Below are 20,663 nucleotides of genomic sequence, written 5' to 3' on the forward strand. Positions count from 1 at the left end.
AGATGGTGAAAAGCGACTACGCCTCTGCCAAGCGCGACAGCCTGGTCAAGATTGCCGGGTTCAAGGCCTACGACCACTACGAGTGATGACGGCCACCGCATCTGTGCATCACGTCCAACACCGGTCGGTGTCCATCATCGGCCTGCTGATGCTGATGTCGGTGGTGCTGTTTTTCGGTAGCCTGTTCTGGATGTTCAGCGGCCAGCACATGTNCGACCACTACGAGTGATGACGGCCACCGCATCTGTGCATCACGTCCAACACCGGTCGGTGTCCATCATCGGCCTGCTGATGCTGATGTCGGTGGTGCTGTTTTTCGGTAGCCTGTTCTGGATGTTCAGCGGCCAGCACATGTTCCTGGTGCAGATCCCGGCGGTGCTCCTGTCGTTCGGGCTGTTGCTGGTGACAGGCATGCTGTATGTCATCAACCCGCCGAAGCAAATGGGCGCGGTGCTGCTGACGCTGATCTTCTTCACCCTCGACATGACCGTGCGCCAGGGCTTGGTGCAGGGCGGGGGCGCCGATGCCCAGTCGGTCGTCAAAGGGCTGATCGGTGTATTCCTGTTCGGGTTCGGCCTGTTCAACGGCCTGCGCAAGGTATTTGCACACCCGATACTGGGACTGTTCTTCATCTACGCCGGGTATGCGTGCTTGTCCGCGACGTACTCCAGCACCGTGCTGCTGGGCTTGGGATCCGGCCTGACTTTGCTTGGGATCGTCTTCGTGGCGGCCAAGGCCTCCACCGAAGATCGGGAAGGCCTGCAACGACTGTGGATGTACATCTACATCGCGACCGTGGTCGCAGCGGTGGTGTCTCTGGCCATGCTGGCGTTCATCCCTCTGTACGCACGAGACCTGGCCGACCCGGGGTCTTTCCGTCTTCGAGGCATCACAGGGTCGGCCAACAGCCTGGGGCCGATGGTGGCCGTGGGCTTCCTGATCTCACGCATGATGGCCCGGTGGGCACCAACCCGTGGCAAACGATGGATGCACTACTTTTTCGGGGCGGCGCTGGCGGCGGCACTGATCCTGACGAACAGCCGGGCAAGCCTGCTGGGGCTGTCCGGGGCGTTGCTGCTGTCTTTCTTCATCGTGAACCAGATGAGCATCATCGGGGTATTGCTGATCCTGATGGCGGGCACGATGGCGCTGGCCGTGGCCTTGCAGCCCGACTTGCTCAAGAGTGTGATGGGCCTGGTGGCCGATCTGTTCTCGCGCAGCGGCTCCGTGCAGGAACTGACCACCCTGACCGGGCGCAGCAGCATCTGGGAAGCCTGTTGGGGCCTCATCAAGGAAAAACCGCTGTTCGGCTATGGACTGGGCAGCGTTCGGGTTGAAATCCCCAAGGTGTTCTACGACCAATATGGCAACAGCGCAGCCACAGCACACAACTTCGTGCTTGAAAGCCTGATCAGTGTCGGGCTGGTAGGCACGGTGCCGCTGGTGATGCTGCTGGTGGCAGTGACCGCCGGACTTTGGCGCTATGTGGGCAAGGGCGTGAAGGACCATGGGCTGGATGCGCATGACAGTGGCATGGCACTGTGTGCATTCCAGGTGATGACGATGTTCTGGATCCAGTCCCTGGTCGAGCGCGTTTTCTCCGGTACGGCATCGCCTTCGGCTGTGTGCCTGGGCCTGTGCGTTGCCACGTCCGTGTACCTGCTGCGCAACAAGCCTAGGGCGCTGCGCCACAACAAGTCCGGCCTGTACACCGCCCACAGTCCCTTGCGGAGCGCCTGACCTTGGCTGCGCTTCGGGCAAGGGCCATCGCGCTGTGGCACAGCCCTTCTCTTTGGCTGGTGGGATCGAACCTGCTGACGCGGGTTCTGAGCTTCGTGGTGACCTTGCTGATCTCACGGACCTCAGGCATGGGCACGCTGGGCGCGTACTCCAGCCTGCTCATTTCGGCCGCCAGCCTGACCACCCCCGTCTCGCAGGCCATGGCCAACAGCGCCACCCTGATGGTGACGCGCCGGCCGGACACCCAGTCGTGGCGGCGGGTATTGACCGGCAATGCATGGGTGCTGTCGGGCTGCGCACTGCTGGTGGTGCTGGGCCCGTGGTTCCTGTTCTCACGCACGGATGGGCAGGGCAGCCCAGGGCTGCCACCCGCCTTGGGCTATGCCGTGGTGGCCGCCTTGGCGCTGGGGCAACTGCTGTCTCAGTTCATGCTGGGTTTGGCGCATGGTGCCAACCGCTCTCGGCAGGCATCCTGGCTGGTCGCAGCCGTGATGCTGGCCGGCATTGCCAGTTGCTGGCTGGTGATCCAGACCTGGGGCCTGGCCGGTGCATTGGTGCAGGCCGCGGTGGTGATGGCGGCCCCCGGCATCTTGCTGTGGCTGTACGTGATGCGGCGTGCATCGGCCACATCGGCCATCGATACCGTGGCCGATCGCCAGGACGCCTGGCAGCGCTTCACCCATGCCTTGCCGAGCATCGGATCGACCTTCATCAACAACGCCACCAACTGGCTGTGCTGCATCTACTGGGTGTTGCAGCACCACGGCCATGTGGGTGTGGGCCTGGTCACGATCGGCCTTCAATGGGCCGTGATGATGCAGCTGCCTGTCAACAGTTGGGGCGGCCGGATCGTGCATGCGCTGGGCACGGCTTCGGCCGAAGGCCATGCGGCCCTGAAACGCGAAACAGCACACCAGGTGCGCCGATGCGTGGGAGTGTCGCTGCTGACGGGCGCGGCGGTGGTGGTGATGTCGCCCTGGATCGCCGACCTCTACCATGCCGACCGGAACATGCTGATCGGGCTGTTCGTGATCAACGGGTTGGCCGCAGTGGTTGCGAGTGCCAACTACGTGTTCGAGCGGGTGTTCTTCTGCCTGGAAAGCCAGCGCATGTGGCTGCTGACCTCAATGATCGCGTACGTGGTGCAACTGGCCTTCACCATGATAGCGATCCCCCACTCTCTTCTGGCGGTGGCGTGGGGCAACCTGCTCGCCGTGACGACGATCGCAGTGATTGTCTATCTGCACCTTCGTTCGCGCTGGCGTGAGCCTTGATCATGACGAATCGTTCTTCTGCCCCTGCACAGCCCCTTGCACGCCGGCGTGTGGCTCTGGTGACCAACAACCCGCCGCCCTACCGCGTACCGGTATTCAACGCGGTCAGCGACAACCCCGCCTGGGATGTGCACTTCATCTTTTCCGCAGCGCGTGAGCCTGACCGGGCCTGGGATTTCGACCCGATCCGCTTCAAGGCGCACTACCTGCGCGAACGCTATGTGGCATCCAGCGACACCTTCATCCATTTCAACATCGATGTTTGGAAGGTACTGCGTGAGATCAGGCCCGAGCTGGTGTTCCTCAATGGGTTCAACCCCACCAACATCCTGGCCTTCCTGTATGCCCGCATGCATGGCGCTGCGCTGGGAATGCTGATCGACGGCACGATCAGCACGGAGTTGCGCCTGTCGCGCTGGCACCGCCTGCTGCGGCGCTGGATGTACCCGCACATCGACACCTTCGCGGGGCCCAGCGAAGCCACCCTGCAGTTGTACGAGCACTATGGTGCCCCGCGCAGTGCCATGTTCAAGTCGCACCTGTGCGCCAACAACGCGGCTTATGGGCATGGCACAGTGCCGCAACACGCCAAGGCAGACCTGATCTTCTGCGCCCGTTTCATTGCCGAGAAGAGCCCCTCGTTCGCACTGCAAGTGGCCGATGGCGTGGCCCGCAGACTGGGGCGAGCCGTGTCCATCCTGATGGTGGGCTCCGGCCCACTGGACGACAGCCTGCGCGAAGAGGCCAAGGGCTACACCAGGCTGCATGTGGAGTTTCCGGGCTTTGCCAAGCAGGCCGAGCTGCCTGGGCTGTACGCCCGGGCCCGCGTGCTGCTGTTTCCCACGGTGCGCGACGCATGGGGTGTGGTGGCCAACGAGGCTTGCGCTTCGGGGGTACCGGTCGTGGTGACCCCCACGGCCGGCGTGGCCGGTGAACTGGTGGTGGACGGCGACAGCGGCTATGTGCGTCCGTTGGGCGATCTGCAAGCCTGGGTGGACGCTGCCACGCAACTGCTGAGCGACCAGGCCCTGTACGACAGAATGTCTGCACGCAGCCGTGAACTGGTGGCAGAGTACACCTTTGACAATGCCGCACGCGGACTCGCGGACGCGATCGGCCACGGTCTGGACAGGGTCAAACCCCACCGCTGAGGAGACAGGCTCATGCGCATGAAAGCATGGTTGTGGATCGGCGCCTGCGTCGCGGTGCTGTCGGCCACGACCTTGGTGATGCTCAAGCGATCGTCTGCCCACTGGATGGATGCAGACATGGTGCACGCCGTGGCCTCGGTGTCGGATCCTTCACAGCCCCCGTCGGGCTACTTCCACCAGTTGATGGACGACAACCGGGTGGAAGGCCCCCTGACGGTGACTTACCGCACCGAACCCGGCCAGGATGGCCAACTGGTGCTGGTGATCGCGGTGGACAGCCAGTCACGCCGGACCACCAACTACAACCTGTTCCTGGCTTCCAAGGCCACCACAGTGACGCCAGGCGAACGCTATGTGCTGGGTGCACGCATGAGCGCCTCGGACAACATCCGCGAGCCGGTGCTGTTGGGTCTGGGCTTTCAGCTGTACAAGCCGAACGACGCCTACCTGGGTGACACGTCTCCGGCCAGCGGCATGTTCAAGGCCGTGCTGGGCGATGGTCAGCCCGTGAGCGCCGTGTGGGCCAGCGGACAGGTGTACGAACAGGGCGACCAGACTGCCGCCAGCTTGCGCCCGCGCCTGTCGTTGCACAACATCCCCCCGGGCTTCAAGGGCGAGATTCGCCTGGCTGCCGTGAACTGGAGCAACTCGGGCGCCACGGCCCAGGCTGCAGCAAAGGCCCAGCCCGCGTCTGTTGCCGCCGCGACAGCGCCGACCGACCGCACCTGGACGGCCACGGCGGGGCAGTTGCTGCCCTTGAGCGTTCCATGGCCCGAGGCTTCGGGCCCGGCCAACGGCACCTTGGTGCTGCAATCGCCCTCGGGGCAAAGCCAGTCCTACCCCGCCGAGCGCCCGGTGCTGATCCGCGATGACGACGGGCAACTGCAGTCGTGGTGGCAGCTTCGGATCCCCAAGGACTGGGCGCAGGGCGCCTCCGCGGTGATGTTGTCGGTCGGCAGCGAACCGGCACGCCAGGTGGGCAGCCTGAAGGTGGTGGCACAGGCCGGCGTGTTCATCGGCCATGCCTTCCATCGTTACCCGGGGCCCAGCGAAAAAGCTTTCGGACCGCTGACAGTGCGCTATCAGTTCGCCCGCAGCCTGTCCAATGACCTGACCTACCTGAACCAGTGGTGGACCGGCGACGGCACCTACGACTGGCGAGGCATCGACCGCTGGGCCGATTTCCACGCGGGGCCTGGCCAGCGGCGGCTACTGCTGACCTTCTCCGGATCGCCGCGCTGGGCCAGCCAATCCCCGCATCAGCCATCGGCCATGGGCCAGAACGGCAATGCCGCTCCGCCGCAACGTGCTTTGTTCCCGGCATACCAGCGCATGGTGCAGGACACCGTGGCCCGGTACAAGGGCCGGGTGCTGGCGGTGGAATGCTGGAACGAGCCGAACAGCCCTGACTTTTTCTCTGGCACGCAGGCCGATCTGGCTGATCTGTGCCAACTGGTCCATGACGGCACCAAGGCGGTGGCACCAGAGGTGCCGGTGATCTGCCCGCAGGCCGACAGCCCGGAGAAGGCAGCTTTTGTGTACGGCGCACGAACCAGCAAGGGCGAATCGATCCTGGCACGCTGCGATGCTGTGGGCGCCCACATCTACAACCGGCTGGGGAGGGACACCCAGGGCCGGGGATATGCGGCCGAACAATTGGACGATTCCTTGAAGCTGCTCCACAAGATCAACCAGCGCTATGGGGTGCAGGGCAAGCCGATCGCCGTGACCGAGTTTGGCGCGTCGAGTTGCGTGACCCGCCCCACCCGATACCACCCGCTGAGCTTCGGCAAGATGCCGTCGAGCGAGGCAGGTGATGCCCTCTACCAGAGCCTGAGCACCTTCCGCGAGCACGGCGTGTGGATGGTGGCGCTGTACTCGTTCGACCACGAGGACAACAACCCCGAATGCCGCCCTGGGGGCAGCTTCACCCGCATGACACGGGTGGATGAGAAGGGACGGCAGGTGGTGGACCAGGCGGTGGTGAACCGCCTGAACGAGGCCGTGAGCGACTTCGGTCGCCCAGAGGGCGTCAGTACTCGTTGAGGATGGTGCCCACGATCTGTGTGGCGCCCATCCCGACCGTGCGCACCAGGCTCTCGAGTGAGGGCACGGCGGTGCGGTTGCGGCGCGCCAGCACCAGGGCCGCACCGCACTTGGCAGCCGTCACGGCACCATCGGTGCCGACAGAGGCCGCTGGCGTGTCCACGATGATGCGGTCGAACTTGGTGCGCAGTTCACGGATCAGCAAGCCAAAGGCGGGGCGCTCCAGAAGCTCAAGCGGGTTGGGCGGGGTGACCCCCACCGGCAACACGAACAGGCTGGGCAACTCACGCACCGACTGGATCACCTTGGAAGCGACCCGTCCGGACAGGATGCTGGACAGGCCGACATCACCACGCTCAAGGTTGAACAGCTCGTGCATGCGGGGCGTGCGCATGTCTGCATCGATCAGCAGGGTGCGTCCGGGCAGTTGGGAAAAAGCGACCGCGATGTTGGCTGCAAAGTAGGTCTTGCCATCACCGGAGTTGGGGCTGAGCACGGCCAGCGCGTGGCGTGGGCCCTCACCGCTGTACATCTTCATGATCAGGTGGCTGCGGATCGTGCGGAAGGTTTCCGCTTGCTCCGAGAAAGGCCTTGCGCCGACCACGAGTTCTGAGTTCAGCTCGCCGCGGCCCTCAGATGCATAGGGGTAGTGAAACTGCTGGGCCAGGGCCCACAGCACGTCGTCGCTGTTGGCCAGCCCCAGTTGCACGGCGGCTTCGCCGAAGCGGACGCCGTTCTCACGCTGATAGTTCAGGATCTGTTCAATCTGCTCAGGCGACAGCTTGTTGGCCTGGCTGATGATCTCGCCGATGGATCGATCAGGGGCTGAGCCCTGCTCGGTGTCGCGGAAAGCGGGATCCTTGCGATCCTCGGGCGCCCCGAAGGACGAAGGGTAAGACGTCTGGAATGAATTCATGACCACAAGCCCTCAAGCCGATGCCACTGGTTTGACGACGACGGCATGACCGCCTGAGCCTTGCGGCGGCTCCGAGCCCTTGCGCAGGCTGCGGAACAGACGCTTCTTGCTGGCATTCGGATCCGGCAGGATGCCGATGACGGGCAGATCGAGCGTCTGGATCAGATCGAATGGGCTGCGCACACGGCGATCAAAGAGTTCAACACCGAAGGCGGCCATGAGCCCCAGCAACACGCCCATCACAGCGGCCACCGCCATGTTGAGCATCATGCGCGGAGACGAGTGCTTCGCAGGTTCAGTGGCCGGATTGAGCAGCACCACACCAGCCTGACCTGTGTTGCTTTCCAGGCTGGCCTGGCTCTGGCGCACCTGGATGGCGTCATAGATGCGCTGGGCACTGATGACTTCGGTTTCCAGCAGCGTCAGCTCGGTGCGCTGGTCCTTCATGGCCAGCACCTTGGCGCGCTGCTCGTCGTAGGCTTTGGTGGCCTCGCTCAGGCGGTTGGACGCGATGTTGTCCGTGATGCCCACGCTGGCCGTGATCTTGGAGGTTTCATTGCGCAAGCGCACCTGCAGAGCATTCAGGTTGGCCTTGGCCTCCTGCACCAGCGGGTGGTTGTCGCCGTAACGGGCGTTGAGTTCTTCCAGACGGGCTTCCTGGCGGGACAGATCGGACTTGATGCCGCCGATCAGAGGATTGACCAGCACGTCGTTGATCTGATCGGGACTGCGGCGGGCCTGGCTGCTGCGTGTGCCAGATTCGACCTGGATGGCCCGAAGCTGGATGACCTGGTTGGAGAGCTCGGCCAGACGGGAGAGTTCGACATCCAGGCGCTCTTCGGTGGACACGATGCCGCGCTGGCGTTGGGCTTCGGCCAGCTTGGTCTGTGCCGCCTCGAGCTTGGCCCGCGACTGGCGTGCACGCTCTTCGAAGTAGTCGGAATACTGCCGCGCAGGACTGTTGCGCATCTGGACCGTGGTTTCAATGTAGGCCTGCGCAAAGGCCGTGGCCACGGTGGCCGCGAAGGCGGGCTCGCTGCCCTCGTACTGGATCTCGATCACGTTGGATTCGCGGGCGGGACGCACTTCAAGCCCCTTGGCGATGATGCTGCCCAGCCAAGCCTCGTAACTGCCACGGCTGTCGGTCTCGGACTCCCAACGCGCACGCATGGAAGCGACTTCGCCCAGGCGCAGCATGCGCACCACGCGTTCGGCCACGTGGCTGCTCTGGATGATGTCGATCTGGGTGGCCAGGATGCTGCTGGGCAGCGAGCCCCCCAGCGCAGCCATGGTGGTGGAGATGGGGTCGGGACGCGAATCGATGACAACCGTGGCCGTGGCCTTGTAGGTCTTGGGCATGATCAGCCCGACGACAAAGGTGGCGACCAGGACGAGCACGAAGATGCCCACCACCAGTTTCCACCTGGCCCAAACGATTCTGAGAAACTGATCAAACGTCATCCGACGTACTCCAGGGAGATGCCTTCTTCCACCATCGGCCGGTGGCGCACAAACTGAAAGGAACCTTCCACAGTGAAAGGCTCCTTCCTGGTTACTACTGACAAGTGGAAGCGCTCACGCGCTGGTCACTTCAGACCAGACAGACCCTTGCTGAGCGCATCCGCATCCAGACCCGAAGCAGGCGAAGCGGCCGGCGCCGGTGTGGCGGCAGGCGCAGGCGTGGCTGCTGCCGGCGCCGACGCGCCCGAGGCACCGCTGGCGGGCTTCTCGGCAAACTTGCCGATGTAGTCCACCTTCGCTTCGGCACGCAGTTCCTTCACGCGCTTTTGCAGCCATTCCTGGCGCTTGGTTTCAGTCAGGAAGCGCTCGATCAGTGGCTTGGATTGGTCGAAAGTGAGCGGCTGCGGACGGCTGGCGACCACCAGCACAGCCTTCATGCCGCCGTTGCCTTGTTCGTACAGGGCCTGGCCATCCTTCAGTGCAGCGATGCGGTCGATCAGGTTAAGCGGCAGGGATTCGGCAGGCTGGGTGACCTGGTTCACACCGAACTTGAGGCCGGAATCCTTGAGGGCCTGGGCAAAGGCCGGTACATCAGGGGCGGACTCGAGCTTGGCTTGCAGGGCCTTGGTTTCTTCAGCGGTGCCTTGAACAGTGAACTCTTGCAGCATGTAGATGCGGCGTTGGCTGAACAGGCCCGGCTTGGCGTCGAAGTACTTCTTGACCTCGTCAGGCGTGGGCGAGCCGATGGCTGCGGTCGACGTTTTCTCGAGGTAGGCACGCGCCAGGATGTTGCGGCGCTGGGCATCCAGCAGCTGCACGATCTTGGGATCGCGGTCCATCTTTTCTTCTTCGGCCTTCTGGACGGCAATTTCCTGGTCGATCAGGCCTTCAAGCACCTGGCGGCTGGCGGCATCGACCTGCTCGGGCTTGAGACCGGGTTGACGCTCCAGCACGAGGTTGATCTGGTGAACGGTGACTTCCTGCCCGTTGACGCTGGCCGCGGCCTGGCTGGCCTTGGCTTCCTTGTCGCCCTTGCTGCAGGCTGTCAGCAGGGCGGCAGCCACCAGCACCGGGATGAGTGCCAGACGGGGCATGGTGAGCGAGCGTTGCTTGTTGTACAGGTCGAAGTGCATAGAACGTGGATCAAAAAGTTGAAGACTGGGTCAGCGAATTCGTTGGTGTGAATCGGGCTGCCCTGATCTGGTTCCCGAGGGTGATCCCTTTGACGGCAGAAATGTCGAGTGTACGTGTTGCACCAAGCGCATTTCAGTCGTTTTAGGGCCAGGTAGCCCCGAGGATTCCCGCAAAAAACAGGCGGGACAGTGTGCCGTTCAGATGTGACAAGGGAGAGCCCCCCGTGAATGCGGGGAGTCTGCTGCCCATCAACAACAGTGCGTTGCCCGCACCCTGCGGGCAACGCTCACAGGCCGGGGAACACGTGCGCCCACAAGGCCATCACGGCCTGACGGTGCGTGTCGACAGCCTGCAAGGCCTCGCCGGACAACCTGGTGGGCACCTCATCCAGGCGGGCCCGGTGCTGCAGGCGGCGCAGCGCGCGGTAGGCCTGGCCGGCGCGTGCGCCCAAGCCTTCGGGCAGCAGCCCGACATCTTCGGCGCGCTGCAGCAAGGCGATGTTGCCCACGTTGTCCATCAGGCAGGGATGCTCATGGCTGCGCGCCAGCACCAGGTACTGCACGGCGAACTCGACATCGATCATGCCGCCGCGGCTGTGCTTGAGGTCGAACTCGCCTGCACCAGCCGGGTGCGCTTCACGCAGGCGGTCTCGCATGGAGACGACCTCGCCGCGCAGGGCAGCCGAGTCGCGCCGGGTGGACAGCACGCCTCGGCGGGTGTCCTCGAAGCGCTCAGCCAGGGCCGGCTCGCCCGCGCACCAGCGGGCCCGCGTCAGGGCCTGGTGCTCCCAGGTCCAGGCGGTGTTGCTGCCGCGTTGACGCTGGTAGTCATCGAAAGAATGGAAAGAGGTGACCAGCAGCCCGGAGTTCCCGTTGGGCCGCAAGGCGGTGTCGATGTCGAACAGCTCGCCGGCCGAGGTGCGCAGGGTCAGCCAGCTGACGAGCTTGCGTGCGAAGGCCAGATACGCGTCAATCGGACTGGGGCTGTCGGGGCCCGCATCGGGATCGGGCGCATCGTCCAGACTGTCGTCGTACAGGAAGACCAGGTCCAGGTCACTGCCGTAGCCCAGCTCCTTGCCACCGAGCTTGCCGTAGGCGATGACGGCGAAGTGCGGCTGGTGGCCGACCGCCCAGGCGCCTTGCTTGCCCGGACGTTGTTGCAGGTGGGCCCAGGCCCAGCGCAAGGCCATGTCGAGCGTGACATCGGCCAGGGCGGACAGGTCATCGGCCACTTGCTCCACCGTGACCAGGCCTTCGACGTCGCGCACAAGGGTGCGAAAGACCTCGGCATGGTGGGCGCGGCGCAGGGTGTCGAGAAGGGACTCTTCATCGGCCTGCCCGGCCCTCCCCCAGGCGCGGTGACGCTCGGTCAGGTCCTTCAAATAGGCCTGGCGGTCGAAGCGGCCCTCCATCAGGCGGGGATCGGCCAACTCGTCGATCACGCCGGGGTGCAGCATCAGGTAGCGCATGGACCAGCGGGCCAGGCCCAGCAGGCGCAGCAGGCGGCGCAGCACTTCGGGGCGCTCGGCCAGCATCGACAGGTAGCTGTCGCGGCGCAGCAGCGGGTTCAGCCAGTCGATGAAGCGCAGCACGGCGGCCTCGCCCAGCGGGCCCTCGCCTGGGGTGTCGGGCGGTGCCAGCGCCAGCCGGGTGGCCCGGCCGATCAGCTTGGCCAGGCGCAGCTTGGCGGCATCGGACAGCACGGCCACGCGCGGCTGCTTGGAGAAACTGACCACGCGCGCGCCGATGGCGGCGGGCAACATGGCATGGAAATCCTCGCTGTCCACCGGCACAGGTGGGCCGCCGCAGGTGCCTTGCTTGCAGTTGCCGGCCGCCGGGGCCCGGCCATCGTGCAGCAGGGCATCGAACTCGGTGGCGACAAATTCGCGCACCTGGCACAGCGCGCCCATCAGCTCGCAAGGGCCGCTGCGCTCATCGGGCTTGCTGCCGCAGGCGCTGATGCTGTCTTCCAGGCCCAGGCTGGCGGCGATCCAGGCCAGGTCGGCGTCATCGGTGGGCAGCAGGTGGGTCTGCTGGTCCTCGAGGTACTGGATGCGGTGTTCGATGCGGCGCAGCAGCACGTAGCTGTTGGCCAGGCGCTGGGCGGTTTCAGCCGGGATCAGGTTGCGCGCGGCCAGGCGCTGCAGGGCCTTGAGCGTGGAGCGGGTGCGGATCTCAGGAAACTGGCCACCGCGCACCACCTGAAGCAACTGCACGGTGAACTCGATTTCGCGGATGCCGCCACGCGAGAGCTTGACATCGTTGGCGCGCTCAGGGCGGCCAGCGGCACGGCGGTTCGCCTCGTCGCGGATCTTGCGGTGCAGCTGGCGCAGCGATTCGAAAATGCCGTAATCCAGGTAACGGCGGAACACGAAAGGGATCACCACATCGCGCAGGGCCAGGGCCCGGTCGTGGCGCTCGCCCTTGGGCATGGCCTCACGGGGCGCCACGACGCGGCTTTTCAGCCAGGCAAACCGCTCCCACTCGCGGCCCTGCACCAGGAAGTAATCCTCCAGCATCGACAGGCTGACGACCGCCGGGCCGGAGTTGCCGTTGGGACGCAGGGCCAGGTCCACCCTGAACACAAAGCCGTCTTCGGTGGTGTCACCGATCATCATGCTCAGGCTGCGCGCCACCTGGCTGAAGAACTCGTGCGCCGAGATCTGGCCACCGAGGCCGCCACGGCCATTGTCTGCGCCCGTGGTCTGGCCATCTTCTTCGTACACGTAGACCAGGTCGATGTCGGACGAGACATTGAGCTCACGCCCGCCCAGCTTGCCCATGCCGACCACCCAGAGGTCGATGCGGCGCCCCTGGGAATCCAGCGGGGCACCATGCTTGAGCTCTTGCTCGGCCTGCGCGGCCTTCAGGGCCAGATCGAGCGTCACCTCGGCCAGCTGCGTCATCGCCGAGGTGATGTCCCCCAGCACCGCGTGCTGCTCAACGTCCAGCGTGGCCAGGCGCTCCAGCACCAGCTGCCGAGTGACGCGCAGGGCCGACACCAAAGGGCGGCCATCGGCCATCAAACGGTCAATAAGTGCCTGTATGGAAGGCGTTTGCGGAACCCCGGGCTCGATCGAGGCGAAAATGACGCGCTCGGCCTCGTAGCGGCGACGAATGCGTTGCACATACCGGGCGTGATCAGCACGGACGGGCCCGGTGTGCGGACCCGCCTGGGGCGAGTCACCGGTAACAAGGTCATTACTTAGATGCATAAGACAGCAACAGCTCTGTGCTACGGTTATCGGCTGTCGAACCGACGGGCTGTAACCCGCATGGCCCTTGCCCTGCGTTTCATGCCGGCGTCCGGGCTTGACCGATGATGTCGCTGTTCCATGACCAATAACATTCCCGCGGCTGACCGCGAAACCTCCGTTGAACGGTCCGACCAGGCGCCCCGGCGCAAGCAGTGGCTACGGGCGCTCCGGTGGATCCTGATCGCGTCAGCCGGCCTGGTGGCCCTGGCAGTGACATCCTGGTGGATCCTGCTTACACAAATTGTGCCCAAAATCGACCAGTGGCGTGAGCCGCTGGCACAACAGGCCACATCGACGCTGGGGGTGCCCGTGCGGATTGCCCGCGTGTCGGGCAAAGCGGATGGGTGGTGGCCCGAATTGACACTGGAGGACATCCGGTTCATTGACACCCAGGGGCGCGACGCCTTGAGGCTGCCACGCGTCACGGTACGGCTGTCGCCCAGCAGCCTGTGGCCCACCTCGCTGTGGCGCCGCGAGCTGCATGTGGACAGCCTGGTGCTGAGCCAGCCGCAACTGGATGTGCGCCGCGATGCGCAGGGCTTGCTTCACGTTGCCGGCCTCACGCTGGACACCCGCCGTACCGGCCCCGGAGGCAGCCAGGCCACGGACTGGTTGCTGAGCCAGCGCCTGATCCGCATCGAGCAAGGCAGCATCACCTGGACGGACGAGCTGATCAAGGCCGAACCGCTGCGCCTGACCCAGGTAGACCTGAGCCTTCGCAGCCGCCCGGGCCTGGCCCGCCGCATGAACGAATGGCGCCTGTCGGCCACGCCGCCCACGGCGTTCGGCCAGCGCTTCGATGTGAGCGCCGACATCTCCCAACCCCGCTGGACGCGGCAGGTGGGCCAGCCCGGAGAGCCCGAGCCTGCCTGGTGGGTGCGCTGGTTCGGCCAGCCCACGCGTGCGAGCGATTGGCACAACTGGTCTGGCCAGTTGGCCGTGAACCTGCCGCATGTGGATGTGCAGACTCTCAAACGCCATGCCGCCCTGCCCTTCGATGTGCAAGGTGGCCGGGGCAAGCTGGCGGTCAAGGCCACGATGAAGCAAGGCCAGCCCCGCGAGGTGATGATCGATGCCGACGTGCAGGCCGTGTCGCTGCGCCTGGCGGCCAACCTGCCCCCGCTGGCCTTCAGGCAGATCGCTGGCCAGGTGACCGCCCTGCACGAGCCCACTCAGACCACACTGGCCTGGCAAGGCCTGCGCTTCAAGATGGACGATGGCCTGGTGTGGCCGGCCAGCCAGGCCAAACTGCAATGGCAGCATGCCGCGGCCCCTGCCCCCAAGCCCGGCACGCCCCAGGGCCTGCTGCCTGAGTTGCAAGGTGAGGTCTGGAAACGCACACAGCAAGGCAGCCTGCAAACCGACAGGCTTGACCTGGCCCTGCTGGCCCGCCTGGCCGACCGGCTGCCGCTGGCCGACTCGCTGCGCCAGCAACTGGACGACTGGGACCCCAAAGGCATCGCCGAGCAGCTCGACATCAGCTGGCAAGGCCCGGCAGACGCGCCCAAGGAATACAAGGCGACGGGCCAGTTGCGCGGCGTCAGTTGGCAGGCGTCTCGAGAACACCCCGGACTGGCGAACGCCGATGTGGAGTTCAAGGCCACCGAAGGCGGTGGTGAGGCCACGCTGGCCATCAAGCAAGGCTGGGCCGAGTTCCCCGGCGCCTTCGAAGAGCCCCGCATCCCTCTCGATCAGCTGCAGGCCGATGTGAGCTGGCGCGTCACGCCTGGTGCCACCGGCCAGCCACCGACCGTGTCAGTCGAGGTACCCAAAGCGAGCTTCGTCAACGAAGACGCCCGGGGCGATCTGCGCGCCACGTGGCGCACCGGCAAGGGCACGGGCGTCGGTGACGACGGGCGCTACCCAGGCCACCTGGACATGAAAGGCACGCTCAAGCAGGCCCTGGGCATCCGCGTGTGGCGCTACCTGCCCGCAGCGGTCAATGCCGATGCACGCCATTACGTGCGCGACGCCGTCAAGGGCGGGGTGGGCGAGAACGTGAGTTTCGAGGTGCGTGGAGACCTCTGGCACTTCCCGTTCAAGGACGACCAGGGCGGCAAGTTCCGCATCGCCGTGCCCGTGAAGGACGCCACGCTGGACTATGTGCCCAGCGACAAACCTCCACCCGGCGCCGTGGCCGCTGCCCCCTACTGGCCCGCGTTCACCCACCTCAACGGCACGCTGCTGTTCGAAGGTCACCGTCTGCGCATCGAAAACGCCACGGCCATGCTGGGCAGCATGGGCGGCACAGGGAGCAGCAACTTTGCCCTGCACAAGGTCAGCGGCCGCATCGAGGATCTGGCCAGCGACCATCCCAAGCTCAGCATCCAGGGCGAAGGGCACGGCCCCATGGCCGATCTGCTGCGCTACATGGCCGTGTCGCCGGTGGGCCAATGGACGGGCCAGATGCTCGGCGATGCACAGAGCATGGGGCGCGGCAGCCTGCGGCTGATGCTGGACATCCCGCTGAATCACGTGGCCGACACCATCGTGCAAGGCGATGTGCTGATGGCAGAGCAGGATCAGACCTCGCTGCGGCTGTCACCCCAGGCGCCCTGGATGCACGGCGTGCGGGGCCGCGTCCAGTTCACACAGGACACGCTCAAGGTGGACGGACGCGCCAAGGTGTGGGGCCAGGAGATCCAGGTCAGCGGCACGCGCGATGCCCAGGGCGTGCCCCGCTTCGTGGCCAGCGGCATGATCAGCGCCGAAGGCATGCGCGGTGCGGCCGAGTGGCCTGTGCTGGCTCGCCTGGCACACCGCATGTCAGGCCAGACCCCCGTCACCGTGTCGATCGCCCTGAACCGCACCCGCCCCGCCGGCACGGCCAGTGCGTCTTCCACAGCCTTCTCGGCCCGCCCCGAGCTGCAGGTCGAAAGCACCTTGCAAGGGCTGCAGCTTGATCTGCCCGCCCCGCTCAACAAGCGCGCCGACACGGCCTGGCCGCTCAAGCTGGTGCACCGCTCGGACGACCCCGAGGGCAAGACCGATGCGCTGCTGCTCGACCTGTCCGGCCCCGTGACCGCCAAAGCAGAGCTGCGGCGAGCCCTCAACGGTCAGGCCGTGCCCACCGTGCTGCGTGGCATGGCCAGCCTGACGCAAGGCAACAGCGCGCCTCCCCTGCCCATGCCCACTGAAGGCATCGCCGCCCGGGTGGTGCTGCCTCAACTGGACCTGGATGCCTGGCTCGCGCTTGTCAATCAGCTCAAGACGGATCCAGCCACGGGCTTCACCAGCACGGGCACGGGCACGGGCACGGGCACGGGCACGGGCACGGGCAACACCACTGCCAGCACCGCAGCCAACGATCCGCTGGACAGCTACCTGCCCGACACGCTCACGGTCAAAACGGGTTCACTGCAACTGCGGCAGCGCACCCTCAAGGATGTCACGGCCACGGTGGCCCACCCCGTCCCAGACGTATGGCGGGCACAGATCGATGCGCAGCAACTGGCCGGACAGATCGAGGTGCGGCCCGACAGCGGCACCGCCGGCACCAACAGCCGCATCGTGGCCCGCCTGAGCCGCCTGCAGATACCCGAAGCCGAGGCCGATGCCTTCGAAGAGCAAGCCGCCAAGAACATGCTGGGCAGCGACACGGCCAGCGTGCCGGCGCTGGACATCGTCATCGACCAGTTCGAATGGCGGGGGATGGCCTTGGGCAAGCTGGAGGTGGATGCCGTCAACCGCCTCGGCAACAACCAGGGCACTCCCCCGCTGCCCGAATGGCGCATGACCAAGTTCCGCCTGGGCAACGCCGATGCGCAGTTCAACGCCACCGGCAACTGGGCCGCCCTTGGCGCCCAGCAGGCCGACAGCAAGGCCGGCAAGCCCCGCCACCGGGCCGCCTTCAACTTCACGCTGGATCTGAACAATACCGGCGCACTGCTGGGCCGCCTGGGCATGCCGCAGACCCTGCGTGGCGGCAAGGGCCGCATGACAGGCCAGGTGGCCTGGCTGGGCTCACCACTGGAGCCGCACGCCGCCTCGATGAACGGAGACATCAACGTGGCCATCAATGAAGGCCAGTTCCTCAAGGCCGAACCTGGCGTGGCCAAGCTGCTGGGCGTGCTCAGCCTGCAGTCGCTGCCACGCCGCCTGGCGCTCGATTTCCGCGATGTGTTCCAGTCGGGCTTTGCCTTCGACCACATCGAGGGCGATGCCAAGATCACCCAGGGCGTGGCGCAGACCCACAACCTGCGCATGCGCGGTGTGCAGGCCCTGGTGCTGATGGAAGGCCAGGCCGACCTGGCAGGCGAGACACAGAACCTGCGTGTGTTCGTGGTGCCCGAGCTGAACGCAGGCACCGCCTCGCTGGCCTACGCAGCCATCAACCCGGCCATAGGGCTGGGCACCTTCATTGCGCAGGTGCTGTTGCGCAAGACGGTGGTGGAGGCCACCACGCGCGAGTTCACCATCACCGGCACCTGGGCCGACCCGCAGGTCGAGCGCGTGCCGCGCACCACCGTGCCGGCCCTGGCCACGGAAGACCCTCCCCCCAGAACGCCGGGTGCGCCGCCAACCAATGGCCGCGCGGGTGATGTCAAAGAGAGCCGAACACCTTCTTGAGGATGGCACTGCCCGTGCCCACGGGATCCTGGCGGATCAGCTTCTCCTGCTCGCCGATCATGGTGAACAGCCCGTCGAGCGCCTTGGCCGTGACGTACTGCTGCACATTGGCCTGGTCGCCCTTGATCAGGCCCATGCTGGCGGCCTTGCCGGCCAGGTCGTTGTAGCGCTTGGTCAGCGACAGGCGCTCGGTGGTCTTGCTGACGATGGGCAAAAACTGCACGGCCAGCGGCTCACGCGTCTTGCCGGCAAAAAAATCGGTCACCGAGGTATCGCCGCCCGACAGGATCTGCTTCGCATCGGACACCGACATCGAGCGGATCGCCGACCTCAGCAGCGGCAGGGCCAGCGGCACGGCCTGCTCGGCCGCGCGGTTCATGGTCGTCTGCAGCTCCTCGAGCTGTTTGCCACGGCCCAGCGTCCTGAGCAGTGGGGCGGCCTGCTCCAGCACGGAAGGCAAGGGGATGCGAACTTTGTCGTTGCCCAGGAATCCATCCACCCGGCCCAACTGGCTGACGGCCGCCTGGGCACCTTTCTCGAGCGCCGCGCGCAGGGCCTGGGTGCCCTCGGCCGAACTGAACCCGACCGCCGCCATCGCCCATGGGGCGAGAGAGCATGTGCCCACGGCCACGACCGACGACAATACGACACGACGCTGCATACTTGACCTCTTCGGAGAAGGAACCACAGGCCGACCATGAGCCAAGCCATTGATGCCCCCCTCAACCGCCGGCAATTGCTGCTGGCCACCGCCGCTGCGGGCCTGGCCTGGGGGCTGACGGGGTGTTCCGACGCCGGCCAAGGCAGTGTACCGGACGTGTCTTTCACGCAGCTCGATGGCAGCCAGCACCGGTTCACCGACTTCAAGGGCAAGGTGGCGCTGATCAACTTCTGGGCCACCAGCTGCACCACCTGCGTCAAGGAAATGCCCGAGATCGTGGCCACGCACCAGCGCTACAAGGCCCAGGGCCTTGAGACCGTGGCCATCGCCATGCAGTACGACCCGCCCGCCTACGTGATGCAGTTTGCGCAAAGCCGGCAACTGCCCTTCCGCGTGGCCATGGACCACACCGGCGACATCGCCAACGCCTTCGGGCCGGTGCAACTCACGCCCACCACCTTCGTGGTGGACAAGAAGGGGCAGGTGGTCAAGCGCTACATCGGCGAGCCGGATTTCAAGGCCTTGCACGCGCTGATCGAGCAACTGCTCAAGGCCTGACGATCCATCATCACATCACACGCGCCAGCTCATACACCAGGGCAGACGGCAGCGAGGTGAGCACCGACTCGCGGCCCACACGCGCCACCCCGTTCGGGCTGATGGACGAGATGTCGAAGGCACTGCCTTCTTCCAGTACCTCGACCATCACGAAATCGGGCACTTCCTGGCGGATGCTGGCGATCAACTGATCGAAACGCTGTCCGCGCAGCGACGATTCAAAGATGATGGCGTGCGGCAGAGCCTCGCGGCAGAACTGCGTGGCCTCTCCCACCGAGGACACGAAATCCACGATCAGCCCCATCGACTTGACCGACTCGCGGATCAGCAGGCGCAGATCCCGGCGCGCGGCCACCACCAGGATGTGGCTGCCGGCCAGCGGCTTGGAGTTGAGCGAGGTGGCAAAGCCCTCCTGCTCGGGCTCATCCACCGGATCAGGCGCCAGCAAGGGGTTGATGGTGTGTGGGAACTCCAGCACCAGGTTGAGCGTGGATGCGTCGACCTGGCGCTCCACCTTCAGGCCCATGGTCTGGGCGATCTGATCGATCAGGTGCCAGGTCAGGCCATTGACAGCTCCCGGCACCTCGCCATTCTTCAAGCCATCCGACAGATCGGCCGGACGGTGCTGCAGGCGCAGAACCAGCTGCCCATGGGCGGGCCAGGGCTTGATGTCCACCCGCAGATCGATGGTGCCGTGGGCACAGGCCAGCCACCAGTCGACCAGGCCATTGAGCAGCGAGAACAGCATGGGCGCATCGACCTGCACCTCCACCGGCGCCATGGCCTGCACCACCTGCACGCCGCGGGCTTGCAGCTCGCGCGCACGGTGCGCCAGCACGCTCTGAATGGTGTTGGTCAGGTGCACGCGCTCATGCGATTGGCGTGCACGCCCGGACGACAAGCGCGAGATCTGTTGGCACCAGATGCCCGCCTGGCGAGCCCGGTCCATTTCGGACAGCAGCGATTTCAGGCCTGCGCGGTCAATCCTGCCCGTGCTCATCAGGGCATTCACGCGCTCCAGCGCCGCCGTGAGCGGCTCGGCCAGCTCGCGCCCCACCTGGGCCACCAGCTCTTGAAAACGCATCAGATCGGCCTGGGTACGCTGCCAGGTGGCGACGTCGACCATGCCTTCGGGAGGCACGGACGATGCCTGCGATGCCGCAGGCCCCTCTGCCGACGTCGGCAAGGTGACATAGTTCATTGAATACCCCTATCGTTTGCATGTGATATTACGGCTTTTACCCGGGCTGTCCATCCCACGGGCGGGTGAAATCCCTGGGCGTCATACCGTCTTCCAACCATGACCGAAACCCCTGTTTTCTGCCTCGGCGGGGCCTTGCTGCTGTGCCTGACCGCCTGTGCGCCTGCGCTGAACTGGCGCGAGGTCAAGCCGGCAGACGCGCAGGGATTGGTCACCATGTTCCCTTGCAAAGTGGACACGGCCGTTCGGCGGCTGGTGATGCCTGGGCTGGAGGGCGAAGCGGTGGACCTGCATGTGCTGTCCTGCCAGGCTGGCGGCATGACCTGGGCCCTGAGCCACCTGGATGCCGGCACGCCGCAGCGGCTCACGCAGGTCCTGCCGGCGCTGGACCAGGCCTTGTGGCGCAATCTGGCGCCCAGCCCGAACCAGCAGGCGCAGCGACAGGACCTCGGGCCGACACGTATCAAAGGGGCTGACTCCCATGCGGCCTCACGCCACTGGCTGCTCCAAGGCCATCGGCCGGTGTCCACCACCCGTGTCGAGCCGGTGCAGGTGACAACGTGGACTTTTGCACGCGGGCTGACCGCTTTCCAGGCCAGTGTCTGGAAAAACAATACCGACGGGGCGTTGCTAGTTGACGACCCCGCCGCTGAGGCCTTTGTTCAGGGGTTCAACTTTCCGCGCTGACAGGCCGAT

13 protein-coding genes are annotated in these 20,663 nt (G+C 65.6%); 7 read left to right on the forward strand and 6 right to left on the reverse strand.

What is annotated here, in order from left to right; translation table 11 throughout:
• Positions 1–246 precede the first annotated feature (246 nt).
• From EIP75_RS22150 to EIP75_RS22165, 4 genes are read left to right on the forward strand one after another with little or no spacing between them, the layout of a single operon-like run.
• A complete protein-coding gene (locus tag EIP75_RS22150; RefSeq protein ID WP_233584996.1) occupies positions 247–1,740 on the forward strand; it encodes an O-antigen ligase family protein in 1,494 nt (497 codons plus the stop codon).
• Between the two features lie 2 nt (positions 1,741–1,742).
• Positions 1,743–3,014, forward strand: coding sequence for an exopolysaccharide Pel transporter PelG (gene pelG, locus EIP75_RS22155; protein WP_158622958.1), 1,272 nt, complete (start codon positions 1,743–1,745; stop codon positions 3,012–3,014).
• Between the two features lie 2 nt (positions 3,015–3,016).
• On the forward strand, positions 3,017–4,165 hold the full coding sequence (locus EIP75_RS22160) for a glycosyltransferase family 4 protein (RefSeq protein WP_125245382.1): 1,149 nt from the start codon (positions 3,017–3,019) through the stop codon (positions 4,163–4,165).
• A gap of 12 nt (positions 4,166–4,177) precedes the next feature.
• Positions 4,178–6,211 (forward strand): hypothetical protein, encoded by a 2,034-nt coding sequence (locus EIP75_RS22165; RefSeq protein ID WP_125245383.1) that lies wholly within the window; start codon positions 4,178–4,180, stop codon positions 6,209–6,211.
• On the opposite strand, the gene EIP75_RS22170 is transcribed toward EIP75_RS22165, so the two are convergent.
• The 4 genes from EIP75_RS22170 to glnE all read right to left on the reverse strand — a co-directional run bounded on the left by EIP75_RS22170 (position 6,198) and on the right by glnE (position 12,936).
• Positions 6,198–7,127, reverse strand: coding sequence for a polysaccharide biosynthesis tyrosine autokinase (locus EIP75_RS22170; protein ID WP_125245384.1), 930 nt, complete (start codon positions 7,125–7,127; stop codon positions 6,198–6,200). The two genes, EIP75_RS22165 and EIP75_RS22170, sit on opposite strands and share 14 nt — an antisense overlap.
• 12 nt (positions 7,128–7,139) lie before the next feature.
• A complete protein-coding gene (gene epsF, locus EIP75_RS22175) occupies positions 7,140–8,588 on the reverse strand; it encodes a chain length determinant protein EpsF (protein ID WP_125245385.1) in 1,449 nt (482 codons plus the stop codon).
• Positions 8,589–8,713: 125 nt separating this feature from the next.
• The gene (locus EIP75_RS22180; RefSeq protein WP_233584998.1) at positions 8,714–9,721 is read right to left on the reverse strand and encodes an EpsD family peptidyl-prolyl cis-trans isomerase; all 1,008 of its coding nucleotides are present in this window, start codon (positions 9,719–9,721) and stop codon (positions 8,714–8,716) included.
• A gap of 287 nt (positions 9,722–10,008) precedes the next feature.
• Entirely contained in the window at positions 10,009–12,936 is a 2,928-nt protein-coding gene (gene glnE / locus EIP75_RS22185) for a bifunctional [glutamate--ammonia ligase]-adenylyl-L-tyrosine phosphorylase/[glutamate--ammonia-ligase] adenylyltransferase (RefSeq protein WP_125245386.1), read from the reverse strand.
• Positions 12,937–13,056: 120 nt separating this feature from the next.
• On the opposite strand from glnE, the gene EIP75_RS22190 reads away from it, so the two are divergent.
• Complete coding sequence (locus EIP75_RS22190) at positions 13,057–17,547, forward strand: YhdP family protein (RefSeq protein WP_125245387.1); 4,491 nt, start codon at positions 13,057–13,059, stop codon at positions 17,545–17,547.
• Here EIP75_RS22190 and EIP75_RS22195 read toward each other — a convergent pair.
• Complete coding sequence (locus tag EIP75_RS22195) at positions 17,522–18,208, reverse strand: DUF4197 domain-containing protein (protein WP_125245388.1); 687 nt, start codon at positions 18,206–18,208, stop codon at positions 17,522–17,524. The two genes, EIP75_RS22190 and EIP75_RS22195, sit on opposite strands and share 26 nt — an antisense overlap.
• A gap of 36 nt (positions 18,209–18,244) precedes the next feature.
• Between EIP75_RS22195 and EIP75_RS22200 the strand changes: the two genes are divergently transcribed.
• A complete protein-coding gene (locus EIP75_RS22200) occupies positions 18,245–18,766 on the forward strand; it encodes a TlpA disulfide reductase family protein (protein WP_125245389.1) in 522 nt (173 codons plus the stop codon).
• Between the two features lie 10 nt (positions 18,767–18,776).
• Here the strand turns inward: EIP75_RS22200 and EIP75_RS22205 are convergent, their stop codons facing one another.
• Complete coding sequence (locus EIP75_RS22205) at positions 18,777–19,967, reverse strand: ATP-binding protein (protein WP_233584999.1); 1,191 nt, start codon at positions 19,965–19,967, stop codon at positions 18,777–18,779.
• Positions 19,968–20,066: 99 nt separating this feature from the next.
• On the opposite strand from EIP75_RS22205, the gene EIP75_RS22210 reads away from it, so the two are divergent.
• A complete protein-coding gene (locus tag EIP75_RS22210; RefSeq protein WP_125245390.1) occupies positions 20,067–20,654 on the forward strand; it encodes a hypothetical protein in 588 nt (195 codons plus the stop codon).
• Positions 20,655–20,663 lie beyond the last annotated feature (9 nt).

The sequence above is a fragment of the Aquabacterium soli genome, assembly GCF_003933735.1.
Taxonomy (GTDB): domain Bacteria; phylum Pseudomonadota; class Gammaproteobacteria; order Burkholderiales; family Burkholderiaceae_C; genus Aquabacterium; species Aquabacterium soli.